The sequence below is a fragment of the Trujillonella endophytica genome, assembly GCF_900110555.1.
Lineage (GTDB): Bacteria > Actinomycetota > Actinomycetes > Mycobacteriales > Geodermatophilaceae > Trujillonella > Trujillonella endophytica.
In genome coordinates, this window is the sequence record NZ_FOEE01000003.1 from 425,510 (window position 1) to 446,620 (window position 21,111).

Genomic DNA, 21,111 nt, shown 5'->3' on the forward strand with positions numbered 1-21,111 from the left:
CCGTGACCGGACCAGGCGAGTACTCCGCGCCCGCGGGCTGGTACCCCGACCCCGACGGCGCGCCGGGCATGGTGCGCTGGTGGAACGGGGTGACCTGGTCGGACGTGACCACGCCGGCCGGCCCGGGGGTCGCGGTGCACTCCGCGCCGGGGACCGCCGCCACCCTCGCGCCCGCCCGGCCGGTGACCTACGAGCCCGCCGGCGCCCCGCCGCCGCGGCGCACCGGGCTGGCCTGGGGCATCGGGCTGGGCGTGCTGGGGCTCGTGCTCGTCGTCGTCCTCGCGCTGCTCGTCGGCAAGGGCGGGGGCGGCGCCTCCTCCGACGGCCCCGCGCGCACCGAGGACCCGCCGATCGCGTCCGGCCCCGCGTTCCCGCCGGGCACCGTGCGGATCATCGACCAGGCAGCCGGCATCGCCTATCCCTACCTCGGGGACGGCTGGTTCGAGTTCGACCTCGGTCCCATGTCGGAGACCACGGAGACGGCCGGGCAGTACTTCATCACCCAGGAGCAGACCCCCGTCGGCGTCTTCATCGCCCAGTGCACCTCCGGGCCGCTCGCGCCGGAGTTCGGGTACGCCGGCCCGGGAAGCCTCGCGGCGACGCTCGAGCAGGTGGTCGACAGCGCGCGGGTCAACTACTACCCGGCGCCCAACGAGCAGGAGGTCCTCCGCGACGAGGAGCTCACCGTCGACGGCGCGCCCGCCCACCTCGTCGAGTTCAACCTGCGGTGGGACATCGAGGGCTACGACGCCACCGGCGAGCGGGCGGCGCTGCTCCTGATCGACGTCGGCCGGGCCCAGCCGGCCCTGCTGTACCTGTCGATCCCGAACACCCACGCCGAGCTGTACGGCGTCATCGACCAGGTCATCGCCTCCGTCGACGTGCTGTGACAACGCGGTCCTCCGGTCCGGAGGACCGCCGAGGCATAGTCTCGGGTCGTGACAGCAGTTGGGGCCGACCTGACCATCCGGCACCCGGTGGAGCGCTTCCGCCTCGACAACGGACTGCGGGTGGTCCTGGCGCCCGACCGCAGCGTGCCGGTCGTGGCCGTGACCGTCTGCTACGACGTCGGGATGCGGAACGAGCCCGAGGGCCGCACCGGCTTTGCCCACCTCTTCGAGCACCTGATGTTCCAGGGCTCGGCGCACGTCCCGAAGATGGAGCACGCCCGGCTGGTCCAGGCCGCCGGCGGCACCTTCAACGGGTCGACGCACCAGGACTACACGAACTACTACGAGGCCCTGCCGTCGGAGGCGCTCGAGCGGGCGCTCTTCCTCGAGGCCGACCGGATGGCCGCGCCGGCCATCACCGCCGAGAACCTCCGCAACCAGATCGACGTGGTTAAGGAGGAGATCCGGGTCAACGTCCTCAACCGACCCTACGGCGCCTTCCCCTGGCTGCAGCTCCCGACGGTGGCCTTCGAGAGCTTCGCCAACACCCACGACGGCTACGGCTCGTTCGTCGACCTGGAGTCCTCGACGGTCGACGACGCCGCCGACTTCTTCTCCCGCTACTACGCCCCGGGCAACGCGGTGCTGTGCATCGGTGGCGACCTCGACGTCGGCGAGACCGAGCGGCTGGTGCAGCGCTGGTTCGGCGCCGTCGAGGCCCGCGACGTGCCGCCGACGCCGGCCACCGGCGAGCCCTCGCCGACCACGGTGCGCTCCGCCGTCATCGAGGACCGGCTGGCCCCGGCGCCGGCGGTGGCGCTCGGCTGGCGGGTGCCCGACCCGGTCGGCGACCTCGACACCTACCTGGGCAGCGTGCTGCTCGCCGAGCTGCTCAGCGAGGGCGACGCGTCCCGTCTGGAGCGCCGGCTCGTGCACGACGAGCAGCTCGCGGTCGCGCAGAGCAGCTACGTCGGGCTGTTCGGCGACCCGTTCGACGTCCGCGACGCCACGCTGCTGACCACCCAGGTGCACCACCCGGCCGCCGTGCCCGTCGAGGCGGTGATCGGCGCGGTGCACGAGGAGATCGCGCGGATCGCCACGCAGGGCGTCGAGGCCGACGAGCTGGCCCGGGTGCAGGCCCGCGCCGAGGCGCAGCTGCTGCAGCAGGCCGACAGCGTGCTCGGCCGCACCCTCGGCTTCGCCGCCGCCGAGCTGGTCCACGGCCGCGCCGAGCTGGCCGGCGAGCACGCCGCCCGCCTGGCCACCGTGACCCCGGATCAGGTGCAGGCCGCCGCCCGCGGCCTGGATCCCGGCACGGTCGCGGTCCTCGAGCTCCAGGCCACGGGAGGACGGCGATGAGCGCGCCGGTGCTCGACATGGGGCTCGTCCCGCCGCTGGGGGAGCCCCGGCCGCAGCCGGAGCTGGCGGTCACCGAGCAGACCCTGCCCAACGGGCTGCGCGTCGTCGTCGTCCCGCGGCCGGGTGTGCCGCTGGTCGAGCTCCGCCTGCGGGTGCCCTTCGCCGCCGGCACCGCGCGCGCCGCCGCCCAGCACGCCGCCCGCGCCTCGGTGCTCTCGGGCGCCGTCCTGCTGGGCACCGAGCGGCACGACCAGAGCGGGATCGCCCAGCTGGTCCAGGCCCATGGCGGCGAGCTCGCCGTGTCGACCGACCCCGACCGGGTGCTGTTCTCCACCACCGTGCTGACCGCGGGGCTGGCTCCGGTGCTGGGCGTCCTCGCCGAGGTGCTCACCTCGGCGACCTATCCCAACGCGCAGGTCGTGGCCGAGGGAGCGCGGGTCGCCGAGCGGATCGGCATCGCCCGGTCCCAGCCCGGGGTCATCGCCCGCATCGCCCTGGCCGAGCGGCGCTACGGCGCGCATCCGTACGCGCTGCAGTTGCCCGCGGCCGAGCAGGTGGCGCTGGTCCGCGCGGCGGCGCTGCGCAAGCTGCACCGCGACCGGGTCGTCCCGGCCGGCAGCACGCTCGTGCTCGTCGGCGACCTCGATCCCGCCGCGGCCGTGGACGCCGCCGCCACCGCCCTGGCCGGCTGGACCGGCGACGGCGCCGCGGTCGTCGCCCCGCCGGTCACCGAGCAGCACCCCGGCGTCCTCCAGGTCGTCGACCGCCCCGGCGCCGTGCAGTCCAACGTGCGCCTCGGCGGCCCCGCCCCGCGCCGCACCGACCCCGACCTGCCCGCGGTCCGGCTGGCCAACATGGTCTTCGGCGGCTACTTCTCCTCGCGACTGGTGGAGAACATCCGCGAGCGGCGCGGGTACACCTACAGCCCGCGCAGCTCCGTCGACCACCTCGCGGCGTCGTCGTCGTTCGTGGTCGAGGCCGACGTCGCCACCGAGGTGACCGGGCCGGCGCTGCTCGAGACGCTCTACGAGCTCGGCCGGATGGCGCTGCTGCCGGTGACCGACGCCGAGCTCGACGGCGCCCGCCGCTACGTGCTGGGCAGCATGGCGCTGTCCACGGCCACGCACGCCGGCCTGGCCAGCACCGTCTCCGCGCTGCTGGGCGCCGGGCTGGCGCCGGAGTGGCTCGCGGAGCACCAGCGCGCCCTCGCGGCGGTCACCCTCGACGAGGTGCAGGAGGCCGCCCGCCGGTACCTGGCCCCCGACGCGCTCACCGCGGTCGTCGTCGGTGATGCCGCGCGCATCGCCGAGCCGCTGCGTGCCCTCGGGCCGGTCGAGGTCGCCGCGGCGGACGAGGCCGGGGCGTGAGCGTGCCCGAGGGCGGGAGCACGATCGCGGACAACCCGCCCCCCGACGCCGCACCTCCCGACGCCTGGGGCGACGACGACCGGCCGACCACCGGATTCGTGCCCGTGCTCTCCCGCTCCGCGCACGACCGGGCGCACCTGAGCCGAGCCCTGCCCGACCCCGCCGGCGGCCGCCCCGTGCAGCTCCTGACCGTCGACCCGCGCGGCGGCGTCCCGGTGCGCCGGACCCCCGCCGGCCCGCGGCTGGTGTGGGAGGAGCACCCGGCCCTGCCGGCCGGCGCGGTGTACCTCGGTGAGGCCGACGGCGTCCCGTACGCCGCGCTGCGCGGCGAGCGGACGACGGCCGACGCCGACGGCTGGCACGACCTGCGGGAGCTCGGGGCCGACCTCTCCGACCTGGACGCCGGGCTGCTGGCCCAGGCGATCGGCATCCTGGAGTGGCACGCCCGCGCCCGGTTCAGCCCGCTGTCGGGCGCACCGACCGTCGTCGAGAAGGCCGGCTGGGTGCAGCGCGACCCGGTCACCGGGGCCGAGCTCTTCCCGCGGACCGACCCCGCGGTGATCATGCTGGTGCACGACGGCGGGGACCGCTGCGTACTCGGCCGTCAGGCGGTGTGGCCCGCCGGCCGGTTCTCCGTCCTCGCCGGGTTCGTCGAGCCGGGCGAGTCCGCCGAGAGCGCCGTCGCGCGGGAGGTGTTCGAGGAGGTCGGGGTGCAGGTCACTGACGTCCGCTACGTCTCCAGCCAGCCCTGGCCGTTCCCGCAGTCGCTCATGCTCGGGTTCACCGCCCGCCTGGACGGCGATCCCACCCTCCGGCTGGACCCCACGGAGATCGAGGAGGCCCGCTGGTTCACCCGCGACGAGCTGCGCGCGGGCGAGGGCCCGCGGGCGCTGCCGCCGCCGGTGTCGATCGCGCGGAACATCATCGACCGCTGGCTCGCCGGCGAGCTCTGACTAGGCGAACCGCCCCTGCAGCACCAGCGCGGGGTGGTCGGGGGAGTCGGCGAGCACCACGGCGTCGGCCAGCGCCGCGGGGTCGACCTCGTCGTCGTAGCGGTCGAACGCGGGCAGCTGCCACGCGTCCGGCTCCGGGGTCCGTCGCCGCCGGGCCGCCGGGGCCACCCGCAGGTGGACGACGACGTCGAGCGCCAGGCCCACCCCCTGCAGCAGCGCGCCGGCCAGGATCAGCACCCCGCCCGCGGGCATCGGCAGGCGCGGCTGCCGTGCGGCCCGGTCGCGGTCGAGGTCCCAGAGCACCGGCAGGTACTCGCCGCTGCCGCCGGGGCCGAGCGGGTCCAGCACCTCGCGGGCCAGGGCGCCGGTGTCCAGCCAGTCCGTGTAGCGGGCGTCGGGATCGGTGCGGCCGTGCTCCAGCCGCAGCGACGCCGGCCGGTAGAACCCCGGCGCCGGGACGACGGCGGCGGGCCGGCCCAGCGCGGGCAGCCGGTCGGCCACCGCGCCGGCCAGCGCCGCGGGGTCGGCGACGTCCGGACCGTCGACGGCGACCCGCAGGGCGGTGGCGCCCGGCTCGGGGGGCAGCGCGGCGAGCAGCGTGGCCAGCCGGTCGGCCAGGCCCGCGGGGGTGAGCGGTTCGGGCCCGGTCAGGAGCGGCCGTCCCCCGCGACGACGGCGCCCGGGCGGGTCCGGGTGCGCCGCCCGCCCGGAGCTCGCGGCGCGGGAGGCAGCGGGGCGGCCGCCGTCGGGACGGCCGGCAGCGTGGCAGCCGGCGCCCCGGGCGGAGACGGCGCGCCGCCGGCCGGGCAGGCGGCGGTGGTCACCGGGACCGCCGGGCACTCCTCGAGCGGGGCGAGCACGGCGCGGGCGAGCTCGTGCACCGGCCGGCCGGTGCTGCGCGCCTCGCCCCGCAGCAGTTCGAACGCCGAGCGGGGAGTGGTGCGGTGGCGCTCGGCGAGCACCCCGATCGCCCGCTCGGTGGTGACGCGGGCGGCGAGCGCGTGCTCGAGTTGAGCGACGGTGCGCTCCAGGGCGGCCAGCCGGGCGTCGCGCGGATCGGCGTCGGGGTCGGCCTCCGCCGGAACGGGGCCGCGGGCGGCGCGCCGGGCGGTCCGGTCGGGCTCGGACGCCGCGCCGAGGGCCTCGGCCAGGAGGTCGGCGAGGGAGAGGCCCTCCAGGACGTCGCCGACGTCCGCCGTCGTCCCCGGGGCGACCACCGACCAGCCGAGCGCCGAGCGCACGACCATCACCGGCGGAACCGGCCCGGCGCGCAGCGCGTCCGGGCAGCCGGGGTCACGGTCGGCGTGCTCGGGGCTCGAGCTCACGTGACGACCTCCGAGGGGAACACCCCGGGCGCGACCGGGCACGGGTCGCCCGGTGCGGCCCGTTCACAGCGATGATGCCCTGTCCCCGCCCCGGGGCCGTAGCACCTCCTCGGCCGGGCCCGCCGCGGTGGCGGGCGGCTACGCGCCGGGCAGCTGCGCGAGCTGGGCCTTGACCTGGTCGAGGGAGGGGTTGGTGAGCGCGGACCCGTCGGCGAAGACCAGGGTGGGGACGGTCCGGTTCCCGCCGTTGGCGGCCATGACCAGGTCGGCGGCGCCCTCGGTGACCTCGATGTCGACCTCGGCGAACTCGATGCCCTCGCGCTGCATCATCTTCTTGAGCCGGTTGCAGTACCCGCACCAGGTGGTGCTGTACATCGTCACGGCGGCGGTGGCGGCGCTCATCGAGGGGTTCCTCCAGGTGCTGGCGGTCGAACGGGTCGGGACGGTTCCGCTGTCCCGACCCCGCAACACCACCGGCCTGGGGATGCTTCCCGGGTCTGTCGGGTGCGGCTGGGAGGATCAGGGGGTGAGCGCAGGGGAGCGGGGCGGCGAGGCGGTCCTCGCCGGTCTGGACGACGAGCAGCGGACCGCGGCGTCCGCGGTGAGCGGGCCGGTCTGCATCCTGGCCGGTGCCGGCACGGGCAAGACCCGCACGATCACCCACCGCATCGCCTACGGGGTGCACGTCGGGGCGTTCGCGCCGGAGACCGTGCTGGCCGTCACGTTCACCGCGCGTGCCGCCGGCGAGCTGCGCACCCGGCTGGCCGCCCTGGGCGTGGGCGGCGTCCAGGCGCGCACCTTCCACGCCGCGGCCATGCGCCAGCTGCGCTACTTCGCCCCGCAGGTGCTCGGCGGGCCGATGCCGCCGCTGATCGAGAACAAGCTGCGGGTCGTCGGCAACGCGGCGGCGCGGGCGCGGCTGACCACCGACCGGACCAGCCTGCGTGACCTCGCCAGCGAGATCGAGTGGGCGAAGACCACCCTCGCCACGCCGGAGGACTACCCGGCCCGGGCGGCCGCCGCCGGGCGGGAGCCGCCGTTCGAGGCCGCCGCGGTGGCGCAGGTCTACGCCTCCTACGAGGCGGCCAAGTCCCGCGACGGGGCGCTGGACTTCGAGGATCTGCTGCTGGTCACCGCCTACGCGCTGGAGGAGCACCAGCAGGTCTCCCGCCAGATCCGCGCCCAGTACCGGCACTTCGTCGTCGACGAGTACCAGGACGTCAACCCGCTGCAGCAGCGGCTGCTCGACGCCTGGCTGGGCGGTCGCGCGGACGTGTGCGTCGTCGGCGATCCGAACCAGACCATCTACTCGTTCACCGGCGCCGACCCGGACTACCTGCTGGGCTTCGCCGACCGGTATGCCGACGCCGAGGTGGTCAAGCTGGAGCGGGACTACCGCTCCACCCCGCAGGTCGTGGGGCTGGCGAACAAGCTCATCGGGCAGGCGACCAGGCGCAAGGGGCTCCCCGGGCTGCGGCTGCTCGGTCAGCGCGCCGAGGGGCCCGCGCCGCGATTCGCCGAGCACCCCGACGAGCCCGCCGAGGCCAAGGCGGTGGCCGCTGCGTGCCGCGCGCTGGTCGACGCCGGCACCCCCGCGTCCGAGATCGCGATCCTGTTCCGGATCAACGCCCAGTCCGAGGTGTACGAGAACGCGCTGACCGACGCCGGGGTGCCCTACGTGCTCAAGGGCGGCGAGCGCTTCTTCGAGCGGCCCGAGGTCCGGGAGGCGGTGCTGCTGCTGCGGGGCGCCGCCGCGGGGGGCAGCGAGCCCGGCGCGCTGGTGCCCACGGTGCGCGACGTGCTGGCCTCCACCGGCTGGGTCGAGCACCGGCCGCCGGCCGGTGGCGCGGCCCGGGACCGCTGGCAGTCGCTGTCGGCGCTGGTCGATCTCGCCGTCGACCTGGTCGCGGAGAACCCCGCGCTCGACCTGCCCGGTTTCGTCGCGCACCTGGCCCAGCGCGCCGACGCCCAGCACGCGCCGACCGTGCAGGGCGTCACGCTCGCCTCCATGCACGCCGCCAAGGGGCTGGAGTGGGACGCGGTCTTCGTCGTCGGCCTGGTCGACGGTGTCGTCCCGATCTCCCAGTCGCTGGCCCGGCCCGACGCGGTCGAGGAGGAGCGCCGGCTGCTCTACGTCGCGGTCACCCGCGCGCGCGAGCAGCTGACGCTCTCCTGGTCGCTGGCCCGCAATCCGGGCGCGCGGCGCAGCCGGCCGAGGAGCCGGTTCCTCGACGGGCTCGCGCCCGACGCCGGGGCCGCCCTCCCGGCGCGCAAGCCGAAGAAGGCGAAGGTCGTGCTGGACGGCGAGGCGGGCGAGCTGTTCGAGCGGCTTCGCGCCTGGCGCAGCACGGCCGCCCAGGCGGCGTCCGTGCCCGCCTACGTCGTCTTCCCCGACTCGACCCTGCAGGCGATCGCCGAGACCCGCCCGGCGACCCTGCGCGAGCTGGCCGGGCTGCCGGGGATCGGTTCGCGCAAGCTCGAGCTGTACGGCGAGGACGTGCTGGCCACCCTCGGCAGCTGATGAAGGACCCCCTTCCTTCCCGCCCCGCGCAAGCTCGGGGCGGGCCCTGGAGGGGGCCACGCAGCTGCGCCGGCGGTAAATGCGTTGACCGCCCTCCGCGGCGGCCCCTACTGTCCTGATCGCGCCCGGGGTGGACCCCGGGCCGCACCAGCTCCGGTGCCGTCGACCACGGCCGCACCGCGTCCCCGGGAGGAGGGGTGGCACAGATGATCAGCACGAACTGGACGACCACCCCCGCCCTCGTCGCCGGGGTCCTCGTCGCGCGTCCGGCCGCTGCCGGCGGCGCCTGCGCCGCTCACGTCGCGGCGCCGACCGTTGCCCGCCGCGCCCCGCTGGCCGGCACCCGCGTGCCCGCCGCCCGGCTGCGCGCCCTGACCGGTGCCATGCCGTTCGGCGCCGGCACGGCGGCCGACGAGCGCCACATCGATGACAACTCCACCCAGAACAAGTCCACCCTCGGGATCCACTCCCCGGGCAGGCCGCTGAGCTAGCGCTCACCGGACCTCCTCGAGGCCGCGGAACCCGAACCCCGGGATCCGCGGCCTTCGTCTTTCTCGCGGCACCCCGGCCCCGATCACCGGTCGGCGTCCCCCGCCGGCTGCAGACGACGAGTACGAGGAGGAGCGGCAGTGCAGTCGACCCTGAGCCGCCCGACGACCCATCGCCGATCCGGGCTCCCCCGGACCGGCGGCTCCACCCCGCGCCAGCCCCAGGTGCCCCTGGCGCCGGCGCCGGTGCGCCGGCCGCTGCCCTGCCGCGAGGACGACCGTGACCTGTGGTTCGCCGAGCGGCCGGAGCAGCTGGAGATCGCCAAGGCGCTGTGCGCGGAGTGCCCGGTGCGCGACGCGTGCCTGGCCGGCGCCCTGTCCCGCGCGGAGCCGTGGGGCGTGTGGGGTGGCGAGATCTTCGAGCGCGGCACGGTCATCGCCCGCAAGCGGCCGCGGGGGCGTCCCCGCAAGGTCGTGGCGGCATGACGACGGACCACCCGGCCGCCCCGCAGCGGGGCTCCCGGTACGACCGGCAACTCAGTCCGCGACCGACCCTGTCCCGGGCGGTCGCTCTCCGGAACGAGGCGATCCAGATGTACGGCTACGAGTACGACCTGGCCTGCGACCGGCTCGCGGAGCTGCGCACGGAGGCCGACACGGCCACCCGGATGCGGCGGCTCCGCGCGGCCCGCCGCTGGGCGCGCCGCGCCGAGTACGCGCGGCTGCGGGCCGCGCGGGCCAGCGCGGCCGTCCGCTGACGGTGGCACCGGTGCAGTCCCCCGGCGGGACGGCGGCCGCGGTGGGGGCACCCGCGGCCGCCGTCCCGCCCCGGTCGGCTCCCGGTGCGTCCGGAACAGACCGCCGCGCGCCGGATAACCTGCCTGTCGTGTCCGCCTTCGGCCCCGTCCTCACGGCCCTCGTCACCCCGTTCGACGACGACGGCAGCGTCGACGAGGAGGCCTTCGTCGCCCTCCACCGTCATGTCGTCGCCAACGGCTCGGACGGGATCGTGGCCTGCGGCAGCACCGGAGAGGCGGCGACGCTCACCGCGGCCGAGCACCTGCGGGTGATCGAGCTCGCGGTGAGCGAGAAGCCCGCGGGGTCGCAGGTCATCGCCGGCACCGGGTCCAACGACACCCGGCACGCCTGCGAGATGACCGCGCGGGCCACCGAACTGGGCGTCGACGGGGTGCTGTCGGTGACCCCGTACTACAACAAGCCGAACCGGCGCGGGCTGCTCGCCCACTACGCCGAGGTGGCGCGCAGCACCGACAAGCCGGTCCTGCTCTACAACATCCCGTCGCGGGCGGCCATCGACGTCCCCAACGACCTGCTCGCCGAGATCGGCGCGAGCGCCGAGAACATCGTCGGGGTCAAGCAGGCCAACGACGCGAACCTCGCGCCGATCGACGGGCTCGACCTCTACGCCGGCAACGACGAGACCTTCGCGCGCGCCCTCGACCTGGGCGCGGTCGGCGGCATCCTCGTGGCCAGCCACGTCGTGGGGAACGAGATGCGCCGCATGGTCACCGAGCCGGAGCGGCGGGCGGAGATCGACGCCTCCCTGCGCGACGTCTACGCGGCGCTGGGCGTGACCACGAACCCGATCGGGGTCAAGGCTGCGCTCGCCCTGCTGGGCCACTGCTCGGCCGGCCTGCGGCTCCCCCTGGTGGAGGCCGACGACGCCGAGACCGCCGTGATCCGCGCGATGCTCGAACGCCGCGGGCTGCTCGCCCCGGTCGGCTAGGAGCGCGCCGGCACCGGATCACTCGGTGAAGCCGGGCAGCCACTCCTCGAGGACGGCGCGGAAGTTCCCCGCGGCGTCCAGCTGGCACAGCACGCCGATCGAGCCGATCGTCACCCGGTGGATCAGCAGGTACGCCGGGGGCAGGTTGAGCAGGCGGCCCAGCCGGCTCGCCTCGTTGCGCGGATCGGCCACGCGGGCGGCCTGCTCCTGCATCCAGGCGCGGGTGAAGTGGAAGCGGTCGGTCTCGATCGGCGCGAGCAGCGGGCCCAGGTAGTCGAGCACCCCCTCGGCGTCCACCTCGATGCCGGCCCGGATGAACCCCTCGGCGCGCAGGTCGACCAGGACGTCCTCCGCCCGGCCGGCCAGGGCCCAGCGCAGCAGCCGCCCGATGGGCTCGGGGTGCCCGTCGGGGAGGCGGGCCGTGGCCCCGAAGTCGATGACGCCGAGCCGGCCGTCGCGGGTGAGCCGGTAGTTGCCGGGGTGCGGGTCGGCGTGCAGCAGCCCCGCCCGCTGGGGCCCGGAGAAGTGCAGCTGGGCCATGAGCAGCCCGGCGCGGTCGCGCTGCTCCCGAGTGCCGTCGGCGATGATCTTCGACAGCGGGATGCCGTCGAGCCATTCGGAGACGATCACCTTCGGCGCGCTGGCCACGACCCGAGGGACGACGATCTCCGGGTCTCCGGCGTAGGCCGCCGCGAACTGCCGCTGCGAGTCGGCCTCCAGCCCGTAGTCGAGCTCCTCGATCACGCGCGCCTTGAGCTCGGCGATGAGCGGCTTGACGTCCATGCCGGGGAACAGCGCGGCGAACACGCGGGCGAACCGGGCCAGCTGGTTCAGATCGGCCATGAGGGCGGTCGCGGCGCCCGGGTACTGGATCTTGACCGCCACGTCGCGGCCGTCCCGCCAGGTCGCCCGGTGCACCTGGCCGATGCTGGCCGCCGCGGCCGGGGCGTCGTCGAAGTGCCGGAACCGCTCCCGCCACGTGCCACCGAGCTGCTGGGCGAGCACCGCGTGCACGGTGCGCACCGGCATCGGCGGCGCCTCCTCCTGGAGCTTGACCAGCGCCTCGCGGTACGGGGCGGCCACCTCCTCGGGCACGGCGGCCTCGAACACCGAGAGGGTCTGGCCGAGCTTCATGGCACCGCCCTTGAGCTGGCCCAGCACCGCGAACAGCTGCTCGGCCGTGCGCTGCTGGAGCTCCGCGGCGACCGCGTCGGCCGGTCGCCCCGACAGCCGCTTGCCGATTCCCAGCGTCGCGCGCCCGGCGGCGCCGAGTGGGAGGGAGGCCAGCCGGGCGGTCCGGGCCACCGAGCCCTTGGGGATCGACCGCTCGCTGTCGGGCACGTGTCCTCCTCGCTGACGCTCGTCGGTCACGGCGGTCTCAGGTCGTCGGTCCGGAGGGGGCCACGGTCCGGCCGCTCCTGGTCCCATTGTCCCCGCACCGTCTCCCGGGCGCCGAGTGCGGGTCCGCGCGAGTCCCCCGATGGGGTCGCTGCGGACCGCCCCGGTGCCGCCAGGCAGCCGCACTCCGGATGGGCGGCCCACGGCCGGCGCACGGGCACCAGGTCGGGCGGGCGCAGCTCCACCGTCGCTCCCAGGGCCGCGGGGGCGCCGCTGCCGTCGAGGTAGGCCAGCACCTGCTGGGCGGCGGTCACCGCGGTCAGCAGGCAGGTGATGGTGGAGCCGCTCGGCGGTACCTCGCCGGCGGTGAGCTGGGCGGCGAGGGCGGGCCACGACGGGTCGGCGTCGCGACGACGGAGGTCGGCGCAGCGCAGGCAGCTGGTCCGCCCGGGCACGACGAGCGGGCCGACGACCCCGGTCTCCCCGCGGACGGTCGCGACCACGTGCACGATGCCGGACCGCTGCCAGCCCGTCGCCAGCGGATCGGCCGCCGCCCACGGGCGGGCGAGCACCACGAGGTCCGGGGTCGTGCCCTCGGGCAGCGGCCGCACGTCGGCCAGCGGGCTGGCCCGGCGAACGGCGTCCGCGGCCGCCAGCGCCCGCGGCCGGCCCTCGTCCCGGGCGCGGAGCCCGCCGACCACGGCGTCCGCGGCCAGTGCCGGCCCCCGGTCGCTGATGCACACCCGGCCCACCCCGCTGGCCGCGAGGACCGACGCGAGCGGGACCCCCACCCGCGTGGCCCCCTCCACCAGCACGGTCGCCCGGCGCCGCGCCGCCCACCGGGGCCGCCCTCCGGGATGCCCCCGCACGGCGGGGAGCTCGGCGGTGGTGCGGGCCGCCGCGGCCGGGCCGGCGTCGGCCGCCAGCAGGTCGGCCGCGTCGAGGTCGACCAGCAGGCCCGCCGTCCGCAGGCCGTCGAGCAACCCGGCCACCGCCGCCGGGTCGAAGCCGGACTCCGCGGCGTCGGTGAGGACCGCCCGCTGCGGACGCCGGCCGTCCAGCCCGCGCAGGAGGGCGGTCAGCTCCGCGGCCCCCGGGCGGACGACGAGCCCGACCCCGCTGTCGACCCCGCCCACCTGGACGGTGTCGGCGGCGCGGAGCAGCAGGGGAGTGGCCGGTGGCAGCAGCGGGTGGTCGGTGTCGGACACGCGCGGCAGCCTGACACCGCCGTCCGGCTCGCGCCGCCGTCGTCCACAGGCCCGGGAATCTGCCGTCGTCCCCGGGCCCCGGAACCCGCCCTCGTCGACGGGCCGCGGAAATGCCGACGGCGGCGTCCCCGCACAGAGGGAACGCCGCCGTCGCCGGCTCCTCGTCGGGAGCCCGGTCCGTCGCTCAGGCCTTGCCGAGGATCCGGTTCATCTTGGTGCCGCACACCGGGCAGGTGCCCTGGGCCATGCGGCGGCCGGACTCGCTGACCTTGACCTCGCCGTCGAAGTCCCGCTTCTCCTTGCACTTCACGCAGTAGCCGTTGTAGCTCTCCGCCACGGTGCTCCTCCTCCTGCTGGCTCGTCCGGCGCCCGGTGCGGGGCGCCGCTGGGGCCGAACGCTACCTGCCGTGCGCGGGCGGCCCCGGTGGCGGCGTGGCCCTGGGGGGCCGGGCCACCACCCGGCTCCCCACACCCTGTGGACGACGCTGTGGAGCACCTGGGGAGTGCGTGGCGTGTCGCTGTGGGCGGCCGGGGGACACCGGTCGGCCGGAGGTCGCCACGCCTCGTTCCAACCACGCCCTCACCTGCGCGAACGCCCCGGACGCGGGCCGGAGGGCCGGACAGTTCAGCACGTCCGGGGGACGGAGGCACAGCCTTGTCCACCGTCCGTGCGCTCCTGCACCCGAGCGGGTGTCGCGGAGCGGCGACGGCGGGCTCCCGTGGCTACCGTGCAACCGTGCGCGCACGGACCCCTCCCACCCCGACCACCCCCGGAACGGCGAAGCAGACGCCGGCCGAGCGGGCCGCGTCCGCCATGCCCCTGGCCGGGTCGGACCTGGCGGGAGCGGCGGCGGGGCCGGTCGAGGTGCGCCGCAGCACGCGACGCCGGCGCACGGTCACGGCGTACCGGGAGTCCGGTCGCACCGTGGTGCTGATCCCGGCGGCGTTCACCCCCGCCGAGGAGCGCCGCTGGGTGGCGCAGATGGTGGCGAAGCTGCAGACGCGGGAGGAGCGGCGGCGCCGCTCGCTCGGCGGGGACGAGCAGCTGATGAGCCGCGCCCGCGAGCTCGCGGCGGCGCACCTGGACGGCGTGCCAAGCCCCACGAGCGTGCGGTGGGTCGACAACCAGCTGCGGCGCTGGGGGTCGTGCACGCCGACCGACGGCAGCATCCGGCTGTCCAGCCGGCTGCGCGGGATGCCCGAGTACGTCGTCGACTACGTGCTCGTGCACGAGCTCGCGCACCTGATCGAACCGAGCCACGACCCGCGGTTCTGGGCGCTGGTGGCGTGCTATCCGCGCGCCGAGCGCGCCCGCGGGTTCCTCGAGGGCGTCGAGCTGGCCCGGCACGACGCCGGCGGCGACCTCCCGGAGGACGACGTCGACGTCGAGTGAGCGCCCCCGAGGAGGGCCCGCTCAGCTCGGGCCGTCCTCCGGCTCCTCGTCGGTGAGGGCCCGCAGCTCGTCGTCCATGCCCTGACGCGCCACGAAGTCCAGCGGCTCGTCGAGGTCGTCCGACGTCGGGAGCAGGTCCGGGTGCGACCACAGCCGGTCGCGCTCGGCCGTGCCGTGCTTCTGGGCCATCGCTCCCCAGACGGTGGCCGCGTCGCGCAGCCGGCGGGGACGAAGCTGCAACCCGACGAGCGTGGCGAAGGTCTGCTCGGCCGGGCCGCCGGAAGCCCGCCGGCGGCGCATCGTCTCGGCCAGCGCGCCGTGGCCGGGCAGGCGGTCCCCGGCCGCGGCCGCCACGACGGCGTCCACCCAGCCCTCGACCAGCGCGAGCAGGGTCTCCAGCCGGCGCAGCGCCATCTGCTGCTCCGGGGTCTCCTCCGGCTCCAGCATCGGCAGCAGCCGCTGGAGGCTCTCCGGGTCGTTCGGGTCGATGCCGCCGGAGCCCATGGCCTCGCTGAGGCCTCGCTCGATGGCCTCGCGGTCGACCGTGATCCCGCGGGCGTAGGCGTGGACGGCGTCGTGCAGCTGCTGGCGCAGCCACGGCACGTGCGCGAACAGCCGCAGCGAGGCGGCCTCGCGCAGCGCCAGGAACAGCCGCACCTCGTCGGCGGGGCGGTCCAGGCCGGCGGCGAAGTCGGCGACGTTCTGCGGAACGAGCACCGCCGCGCCGTCGGGTGCCAGCGGCAGCCCGACCTCGGTGCCGGTGAGGATCTCGCCGGCCAGCCGGCCGAACGCCTGGCCCACCTGGGCGCCGAACATCAGGCCGCCGACCTGGCCCATCATCCCGGCGAGCGGACCGGCCATCGCCATCGCCTCCTGGGGGAGGGCGCCGGTCATCGCGGCGACCACGCGCTCGGCGAGCGGGTCGATCAGCCGGGTCCACTGCGGCAGCGTCTGCTCCACCCACTCGACGCGCGACCACGCCAGCGTGCGCTCGACCCCCGAGGGCAGGTCGGTCACCTGGTCCAGCCACAGGTCGGCCAGCCGCAGCGACTCGGCGATCGCGGTGCGCTCGCCGTCGGACACCGGCTGGGTGCCGGCGGCCAGCGCGCTGATGGCGCCCTGGCGGGCGAGGTCCCAGTTCACCGGTCCGCCGGACCAGTTCATGAGCTTCTGGAGCTCCGCGAACAGCGGCATCTTGGCCAGGAACTCCTGCGGGGTGCCGGCGCCGGCGCCGCCGCCGAACAGTGCCCCCAGGCCGAAGGGGTCGTCGCCGGGTCCGGGCTGGTCGCGGCGTTCGGGGTCGCGGTCGGAGGGTCCGAAGCCGAACGGCACGTCACTCATGGCTCCACGGTAGTCGCGGTGATCTCGCCGCGAGCTTCCTCGATGGCCCATCCGCTACGCCGTCGGCGGACGCCCACGGTGCGGGGGGCACCGAGGTCCTTCCCCTAAGCTGGCCCGTCGTGACCCGTCGGATCGCCGTCCTCGGAACCGGCGTGGTGCTGCTGCTCGTGCTCGGCGTGCTCGGCACGGCGGTGCCGGTGCCCTACGTCGCGCAGCAGCCGGGTCCCACCTACAACACCATCGGCGAGGTGGACGGCGAGCCGCTCATCGCCGTCACCGGCCGGGAGCGCAACGACGTCAGCGGCAACCTCAACCTGACGACCGTGGGGGTCAGCCGGCCCGGCCTGAGCCTCGTCGAGGCGGTCCAGGGCTGGTTCGACGACGAGATCAGCATCGTTCCGCAGGAGTCGGTCTACCCCTCCGGCCGCTCGCGGGAGGAGACCCAGCGGGCCAACCGCGAGGCGTTCCTCAGCTCCGAGGAGCGGGCCGAGGCGGTGGCGCTGGAGCGGCTGGGCTACCCGGAGAAGGTCGTCGTCCGCGGCATCCCGGCCGAGGACTCGCCGTCCGCGGGCCGGCTGGAGGAGAACGACGCGATCGAGTCGATCGACGGGCGGCCGACGCCGGACACCGCGGCGCTGGACGAGGTCCTGGGCGGCATCGAGGGCGGCAGCACCGTCACCGTGGCCTACACCCGGCTGGGCGAGCCCGGGACCGTGGAGATCACCACGGGCCGGGCGACCGAGCGGGAGGGCGCGCTGCTCGGGATCCTGGTGACCGACCGGCCGTCGGCGCCCTTCGACGTCGACATCCAGGTCCAGGACATCGGCGGCCCGTCCGCCGGGCTGATGCTCACCCTGGGGATCCTCGACCTGGTCGGCGACACCGACCTCACCGAGGGCGCGGTGATCGCCGGAACGGGGACCATCGACGAGGCGGGCTCGGTCGGTCCGATCGGCGGCATCCAGCTGAAGATGGTCGCCGCCCGCGACCTCGGCGCCGAGCTGTTCCTCGTGCCCGCGGACAACTGCGACGAGGCGCTCGACGCCCCGCAGCCCGGGCTGGTGCTGGCGCGCGTGGCCGACGTCGACGACGCCCTGGACGCGCTGGCCGACCACCGGGCCGGCCGCACCCCGGAGGGGTGCTGACCGTGCTCCCCCGAGCCGCCGGCCCGCCCGGGCCCCGCGTGGGGGAAGCTGGGCGCGGCGGGGAACCCGGGGCGGGCCCGTGCGTTGTCCTGGGTTGACCGGGCCGGCGCCCGTCGGAGTCGACCGGGTCCGACGCCGACCCGACCGCCCGCGGTCCACACGCTGAGGAACGGGGCGTCCGGCGGTCCCGCCGCCGGAGGCCCTCCGCACCACCGCAACTGAAGGAGACCGCTCGTGGCCATGCGGCCCCCCGTGTCCGTGCCGACGCTGTCGCGGCGCGCCAAGATCGTCATCGGGGCCATCGCCGTCCTGCTGGTGCTGTTCACCGCCATCGGGACGCTGACGAACGTCTACGTCGACTACCTGTGGTTCGACGAGACCGGCTACACCGAGGTGTTCTGGACCGAGCTCCAGACCCGCGCGCTGCTGTTCGCGGTGGCGGGCGTGGCCACGGGCGGGCTCACCGCGCTGGCGATCTACCTGGCCTACCGCTTCCGGCCGACGTTCCGGCCGATGTCGCTGGAGCAGCAGAACCTCGAGCGCTACCGCCAGTCGCTGGAGCCCCGCCGCACGCTGGTGCTGTCGGCGGTGGCGGTCGTCGTCGGCCTGTTCGCCGGCTTCACCGCGCAGGGCAGCTGGCAGACCTGGCTGGAGTTCCGCAACTCCACCGAGTTCGGCCGGACGGACCCGGAGTTCGGGCTCGACCTGTCCTTCTTCGTCTTCGACTACCCCTTCTACCGGCTGCTGCTGGGCTTCGGGTTCGCCATCGTGCTGCTCGCGCTGGTGGGGTCGCTGCTGACGCACTACCTGTTCGGCGGCCTCCGGCTGCAGACCCCGGGGCAGAAGCTGACGCAGGCGGCGATGGTGCAGCTGTCGGTGCTGCTGGGCCTGTTCGTGCTGCTCAAGGCGTTCGCCTACTGGATGGACCGCTACGGGCTGGTGTTCTCCGACCGCGGCGAGGTCTTCACCGGGGCGAGCTACACCGACGTCAATGCGTTGCTGCCGGCCAAGACGATCCTCATGTTCGCCGCGGCCTTCTGTGCCCTGGCCTTCTTCGCCAACGTCGTCGTCCGCAACCTGCGGCTGCCGGCGGCGGCGCTCGTGCTGCTGCTGCTGTCCAGCCTGGTCATCGGCGTCGCCTACCCGGCGATCGTCCAGCAGTTCGTCGTCCGGCCCAGCGCCGACCAGCGCGAGGCCGAGTACATCTCCCGCGCCATCGCGGCCACCCGCGACGCCTACGGTCTGACCGAGGACAAGGTCACCTTCATCGACTACGCGCAGAGCGCGACCGGTGACGAGGCCGACACCGAGGCGGCCCTGGCGGAACTCCGCGCCGACACGGAGACGATCCCCAACGCGCGGCTGCTGGACCCGAACGTGCTGTCGGCGACGTTCACCGCCCGCCAACAGATCCGCAACTGGTACGGCTTCCCGGAGAAGCTGGACATCGACCGGTACACCATCGACGGCGTCACGCAGGACTACGTCGTCGCCGTCCGCGAGCTGGACACCGCGAGCCTGTCGGAGAACCAGTCGAGCTGGATCAACCGGCACACCGTCTACACCCACGGCAACGGCTTCGTCGCCGCGCCGGCCAACCGGGTCGTCGACGTCGTCGAGGGGCAGGAGGGCGGTCTGCCGAACTTCACCACCGCCGACCTGCCGACCACCGGCAACATCGAGGTCGAGCAGTCGCGCATCTACTACGGCGAGCTCCTCCAGGAGAACGACGAGGACGTCTACTCCGTGGTGGGCGCGCCCGAGGGGCAGGCGCCCCGCGAGTTCGACCGGCCCGAGGACGACGACTCCGACGACGAGGGCCAGATCAACAACACCTACGACGGCGAGGGCGGGGTGGCGATCGGCAGCTTCTTCCGGCAGTTGGCGTTCGCCATCCACTACCGCGAGCGGAACTTCCTGCTCTCCGGCGCCGTCAACGATGCTTCCCGCGTCCTCTACGTGCGCGACCCGCGGGACCGGGTGGAGAAGGCGGCGCCGTTCCTCGAGGTGGACGGCGACCCGTACCCCGCGGTGATCGACGGGCGAATCACGTGGATCCTCGACGGCTACACGACGTCGGACTCCTTTCCCTACGCCGAGTTCCTGGAGCTGGGCGAGGCTGCCACGGACGCGCAGACCAACCAGGGGACGACGGCGCTGCCCGACGAGCAGTTCAACTACATCCGCAACTCCGTCAAGGCCACCGTCGACGCCTACGACGGCACCGTGCGGTTGTACGAGTGGGACACCGAGGACCCGGTCCTCGAGACGTACATGGAGGCCTTCCCGGGCGTCGTCCTGCCCAAGGAGGACATGCCGCAGGAGCTCGAGGATCACGTCCGGTACCCGGAAGACCTGTTCAAGCTGCAGCGGGACATCCTCACCCGCTACCACGTGTCCGACCCGCAGGACTTCTACCAGAACAACGACCGCTGGCAGGTGCCGGTCGATCCGACCCAGGAGGGCGTCGACGAGGCGCAGCCGCCGTACTACATCCTGGCCCAGCGGCCCGGTGACGACGGGGCGACCTTCCAGCTCACGAGCGCACTGAATGCGTTCCGCAGGCCGAACCTCTCCGCCTTCATCTCGGCGTCCAGCGATCCCGAGTCCTACGGGCAGATCCAGGTGCTCCAGCTCCCGGGCAACACGCCGTTCCTCGGGCCGCAGCAGGTGCAGGACACGTTCAACGCCGATCCCGACGTCGCGCGCGACCTGAACCTGTTCCGCAGCGCCGACTCCCAGCCGGTGTTCGGCAACCTGCTCACCCTGCCGATCGGCGAGAACGGTCTGCTGTACGTGCAGCCGCTGTACGTGGAGGGCACCAGCCAGAACGCCTTCCCGCTGCTGCGCCGGGTCCTCGTCGCTTACGGGGACCAGGTCGGGTACGCGGAGACGCTGGCGGAGGCGCTGGACCAGGTGTTCGGCACGGGGGCCGGTGACGTCGCGATCGACAGCGGCGACGATCCCGAACCGGAACCGGAGCCGACGCCGACGGACCCGACCGAACCGCCCACCGAGCCGACGCCCCCGCCGAGCGGCGGCGGAACCGGCTCGACCCCCGAGCTCGACCAGGCGGTGCAGCGGCTCGACGCGGCGCTCGGGGCCCTGGAGGAGGCGCAGCGCAGCGGTGACTTCGCCGCCCAGGGCCAGGCGCTGGAGGAGCTGCAGGCGGCGGTCGAGGCCTACCAGGCGGCGCAGGCCGCGGCCGGCCCCGGCGGCTGATCGCCTGCCCGGGTGGGGGGTCGACCGGCCCCCCGCCCGGTGCTCCCCACGGTCGGTGTACAGTGGTGTCTACCGACGCGGGGTGGAGCAGCTCGGTAGCTCGCTGGGCTCATAACCCAGAGGTCGCAGGTTCGAATCCTGCCCCCGCTACAACTGTGATGTCGCAAGACATCCCGGACGCCCGGACCCACGGAACGTGGGTTCGGGCGTTTGTCATTTGCGGGTGGGGCCGGGTGGTCGGCCGGTTGGCTGGTAGTCGCGGCTGGGGTCGAGAACGAGTTCGCGGAGTAGTTCGCCGGTGGCGGCGTCGATGACGCGGATGTCCAGGTCCTGGACGAGGAGCAGGACGTGGGTTCCGGCGTGGGTTCGGCCGATGCCGATGTGGTGCAGGCGGCCGGCCAGGCGCAGGGTGACGCAGCCAGTGGTGTCGATCTTGTCGGTGCGGACTCGGTGGTGGGTGTCGAGGTCGGTACCGGGGGGGGCTTTGGGGCGGGCGGCGTAGGCGGTCGCGGGGGTGGCGCGGTGGGGCAGCGAGCGGTGCGGGCGGTGGTGGTTGTAGGCGTCGAGGAAGGCGTCGAGGAGAGCCTGCAGGGCGGTGAGGGTGGCCGGTTGCGTCGGTTGGGCGCGGAGCCAGTTCTTCATCGTCTGCTGGAAGCGTTCGACCTTGCCGCAGGTGGTCGGATGGTTGGGGCGGGAGTTCTTCTGCACGATGCCGCGGCGGGCCAGTTCGGTTTCCAGGCCGGTTCGTCCGCCGCGGCCGCCGGCGAAGCGGGTGGTGTAGACCATTCCGTTGTCGGTGAGCGTGGACGCCGGG

At 75.0% G+C, this 21,111-nt stretch carries 19 protein-coding genes and 1 tRNA gene; 13 read left to right on the forward strand and 7 right to left on the reverse strand.

What is annotated here, in order from left to right:
- The first annotated feature begins 2 nt into the window (after nt 1–2).
- Genes BMY88_RS07270 through nudC form a run of 4 tightly spaced genes read left to right on the forward strand, consistent with a single transcriptional unit; the run spans nt 3 to nt 4,569 of the window.
- Nucleotides 3–890 carry a DUF2510 domain-containing protein gene (locus BMY88_RS07270; protein ID WP_091941596.1) on the forward strand — a complete coding sequence of 296 codons (888 nt, stop codon included), beginning with the start codon at nt 3–5 and terminating at the stop codon, nt 888–890.
- A gap of 48 nt (nt 891–938) precedes the next feature.
- Nucleotides 939–2,249 (forward strand): M16 family metallopeptidase, encoded by a 1,311-nt coding sequence (locus BMY88_RS07275; protein ID WP_091941598.1) that lies wholly within the window; start codon nt 939–941, stop codon nt 2,247–2,249.
- Nucleotides 2,246–3,616 carry a M16 family metallopeptidase gene (locus BMY88_RS07280; RefSeq protein WP_091941600.1) on the forward strand — a complete coding sequence of 457 codons (1,371 nt, stop codon included), beginning with the start codon at nt 2,246–2,248 and terminating at the stop codon, nt 3,614–3,616. The genes BMY88_RS07275 and BMY88_RS07280 overlap by 4 nt, the downstream gene beginning before the upstream one ends.
- Nucleotides 3,613–4,569 carry an NAD(+) diphosphatase gene (gene nudC, locus BMY88_RS07285; RefSeq protein WP_091941602.1) on the forward strand — a complete coding sequence of 319 codons (957 nt, stop codon included), beginning with the start codon at nt 3,613–3,615 and terminating at the stop codon, nt 4,567–4,569. The genes BMY88_RS07280 and nudC overlap by 4 nt, the downstream gene beginning before the upstream one ends.
- A gap of 647 nt (nt 4,570–5,216) precedes the next feature.
- Here nudC and BMY88_RS07295 read toward each other — a convergent pair.
- Nucleotides 5,217–5,894: an ANTAR domain-containing protein gene (locus tag BMY88_RS07295; protein ID WP_244524509.1), complete on the reverse strand. Its 678-nt coding sequence runs from the start codon at nt 5,892–5,894 to the stop codon at nt 5,217–5,219.
- Between the two features lie 138 nt (nt 5,895–6,032).
- Nucleotides 6,033–6,296: a mycoredoxin gene (locus tag BMY88_RS07300; protein ID WP_091941604.1), complete on the reverse strand. Its 264-nt coding sequence runs from the start codon at nt 6,294–6,296 to the stop codon at nt 6,033–6,035.
- 124 nt (nt 6,297–6,420) lie between these two features.
- Between BMY88_RS07300 and BMY88_RS07305 the strand changes: the two genes are divergently transcribed.
- The 5 genes from BMY88_RS07305 (at nt 6,421) to dapA (ending at nt 10,650) form a co-directional block, all read left to right on the forward strand.
- Nucleotides 6,421–8,415 carry an ATP-dependent helicase gene (locus BMY88_RS07305; protein WP_244524510.1) on the forward strand — a complete coding sequence of 665 codons (1,995 nt, stop codon included), beginning with the start codon at nt 6,421–6,423 and terminating at the stop codon, nt 8,413–8,415.
- Between the two features lie 206 nt (nt 8,416–8,621).
- The gene (locus BMY88_RS07310; RefSeq protein WP_091941606.1) at nt 8,622–8,906 is read left to right on the forward strand and encodes a hypothetical protein; all 285 of its coding nucleotides are present in this window, start codon (nt 8,622–8,624) and stop codon (nt 8,904–8,906) included.
- Nucleotides 8,907–9,044: 138 nt separating this feature from the next.
- On the forward strand, nt 9,045–9,389 hold the full coding sequence (locus BMY88_RS07315) for a WhiB family transcriptional regulator (protein ID WP_170860990.1): 345 nt from the start codon (nt 9,045–9,047) through the stop codon (nt 9,387–9,389).
- Nucleotides 9,386–9,661 carry a hypothetical protein gene (locus BMY88_RS07320; RefSeq protein ID WP_091941608.1) on the forward strand — a complete coding sequence of 92 codons (276 nt, stop codon included), beginning with the start codon at nt 9,386–9,388 and terminating at the stop codon, nt 9,659–9,661. Before BMY88_RS07315 ends, BMY88_RS07320 begins: the two co-directional genes overlap by 4 nt.
- Nucleotides 9,662–9,789: 128 nt before the next feature.
- The gene (gene dapA, locus BMY88_RS07325) at nt 9,790–10,650 is read left to right on the forward strand and encodes a 4-hydroxy-tetrahydrodipicolinate synthase (RefSeq protein ID WP_091941610.1); all 861 of its coding nucleotides are present in this window, start codon (nt 9,790–9,792) and stop codon (nt 10,648–10,650) included.
- An 18-nt stretch (nt 10,651–10,668) separates the two neighbouring features.
- Here dapA and BMY88_RS07330 read toward each other — a convergent pair whose 3' ends face one another.
- The 3 genes from BMY88_RS07330 to BMY88_RS23760 form a co-directional block, all read right to left on the reverse strand.
- Nucleotides 10,669–11,991, reverse strand: coding sequence for an ABC1 kinase family protein (locus BMY88_RS07330; protein ID WP_211435530.1), 1,323 nt, complete (start codon nt 11,989–11,991; stop codon nt 10,669–10,671).
- A gap of 26 nt (nt 11,992–12,017) precedes the next feature.
- A complete protein-coding gene (locus BMY88_RS07335) occupies nt 12,018–13,196 on the reverse strand; it encodes a ThiF family adenylyltransferase (protein ID WP_091941614.1) in 1,179 nt (392 codons plus the stop codon).
- A 184-nt stretch (nt 13,197–13,380) separates the two neighbouring features.
- Complete coding sequence (locus tag BMY88_RS23760; protein WP_012950213.1) at nt 13,381–13,533, reverse strand: DUF5679 domain-containing protein; 153 nt, start codon at nt 13,531–13,533, stop codon at nt 13,381–13,383.
- 399 nt (nt 13,534–13,932) lie between these two features.
- Here BMY88_RS23760 and BMY88_RS07340 point away from each other — a divergent pair, with 399 nt between their 5' ends.
- Complete coding sequence (locus BMY88_RS07340; RefSeq protein ID WP_244524511.1) at nt 13,933–14,589, forward strand: M48 metallopeptidase family protein; 657 nt, start codon at nt 13,933–13,935, stop codon at nt 14,587–14,589.
- A 21-nt stretch (nt 14,590–14,610) separates the two neighbouring features.
- On the opposite strand, the gene BMY88_RS07345 is transcribed toward BMY88_RS07340, so the two are convergent.
- Nucleotides 14,611–15,930, reverse strand: a complete 1,320-nt coding sequence (locus BMY88_RS07345) for a zinc-dependent metalloprotease (protein WP_091941618.1) — start codon at nt 15,928–15,930, stop codon at nt 14,611–14,613.
- A 119-nt stretch (nt 15,931–16,049) separates the two neighbouring features.
- On the opposite strand from BMY88_RS07345, the gene BMY88_RS07350 reads away from it, so the two are divergent.
- The 3 genes from BMY88_RS07350 to BMY88_RS07360 all read left to right on the forward strand — a co-directional run bounded on the left by BMY88_RS07350 (nt 16,050) and on the right by BMY88_RS07360 (nt 20,447).
- Nucleotides 16,050–17,075, forward strand: a complete 1,026-nt coding sequence (locus BMY88_RS07350) for a YlbL family protein (RefSeq protein WP_091941620.1) — start codon at nt 16,050–16,052, stop codon at nt 17,073–17,075.
- Between the two features lie 240 nt (nt 17,076–17,315).
- Nucleotides 17,316–20,297, forward strand: a complete 2,982-nt coding sequence (locus BMY88_RS07355; protein ID WP_244524520.1) for a UPF0182 family membrane protein — start codon at nt 17,316–17,318, stop codon at nt 20,295–20,297.
- A gap of 76 nt (nt 20,298–20,373) precedes the next feature.
- Nucleotides 20,374–20,447, forward strand: a tRNA-Met gene (locus BMY88_RS07360).
- A gap of 63 nt (nt 20,448–20,510) precedes the next feature.
- On the opposite strand, the gene BMY88_RS07365 is transcribed toward BMY88_RS07360, so the two are convergent.
- A partial coding sequence (locus tag BMY88_RS07365; RefSeq protein WP_139220420.1) for an integrase core domain-containing protein occupies nt 20,511–21,111 on the reverse strand: 601 nt, incomplete at its 5' end.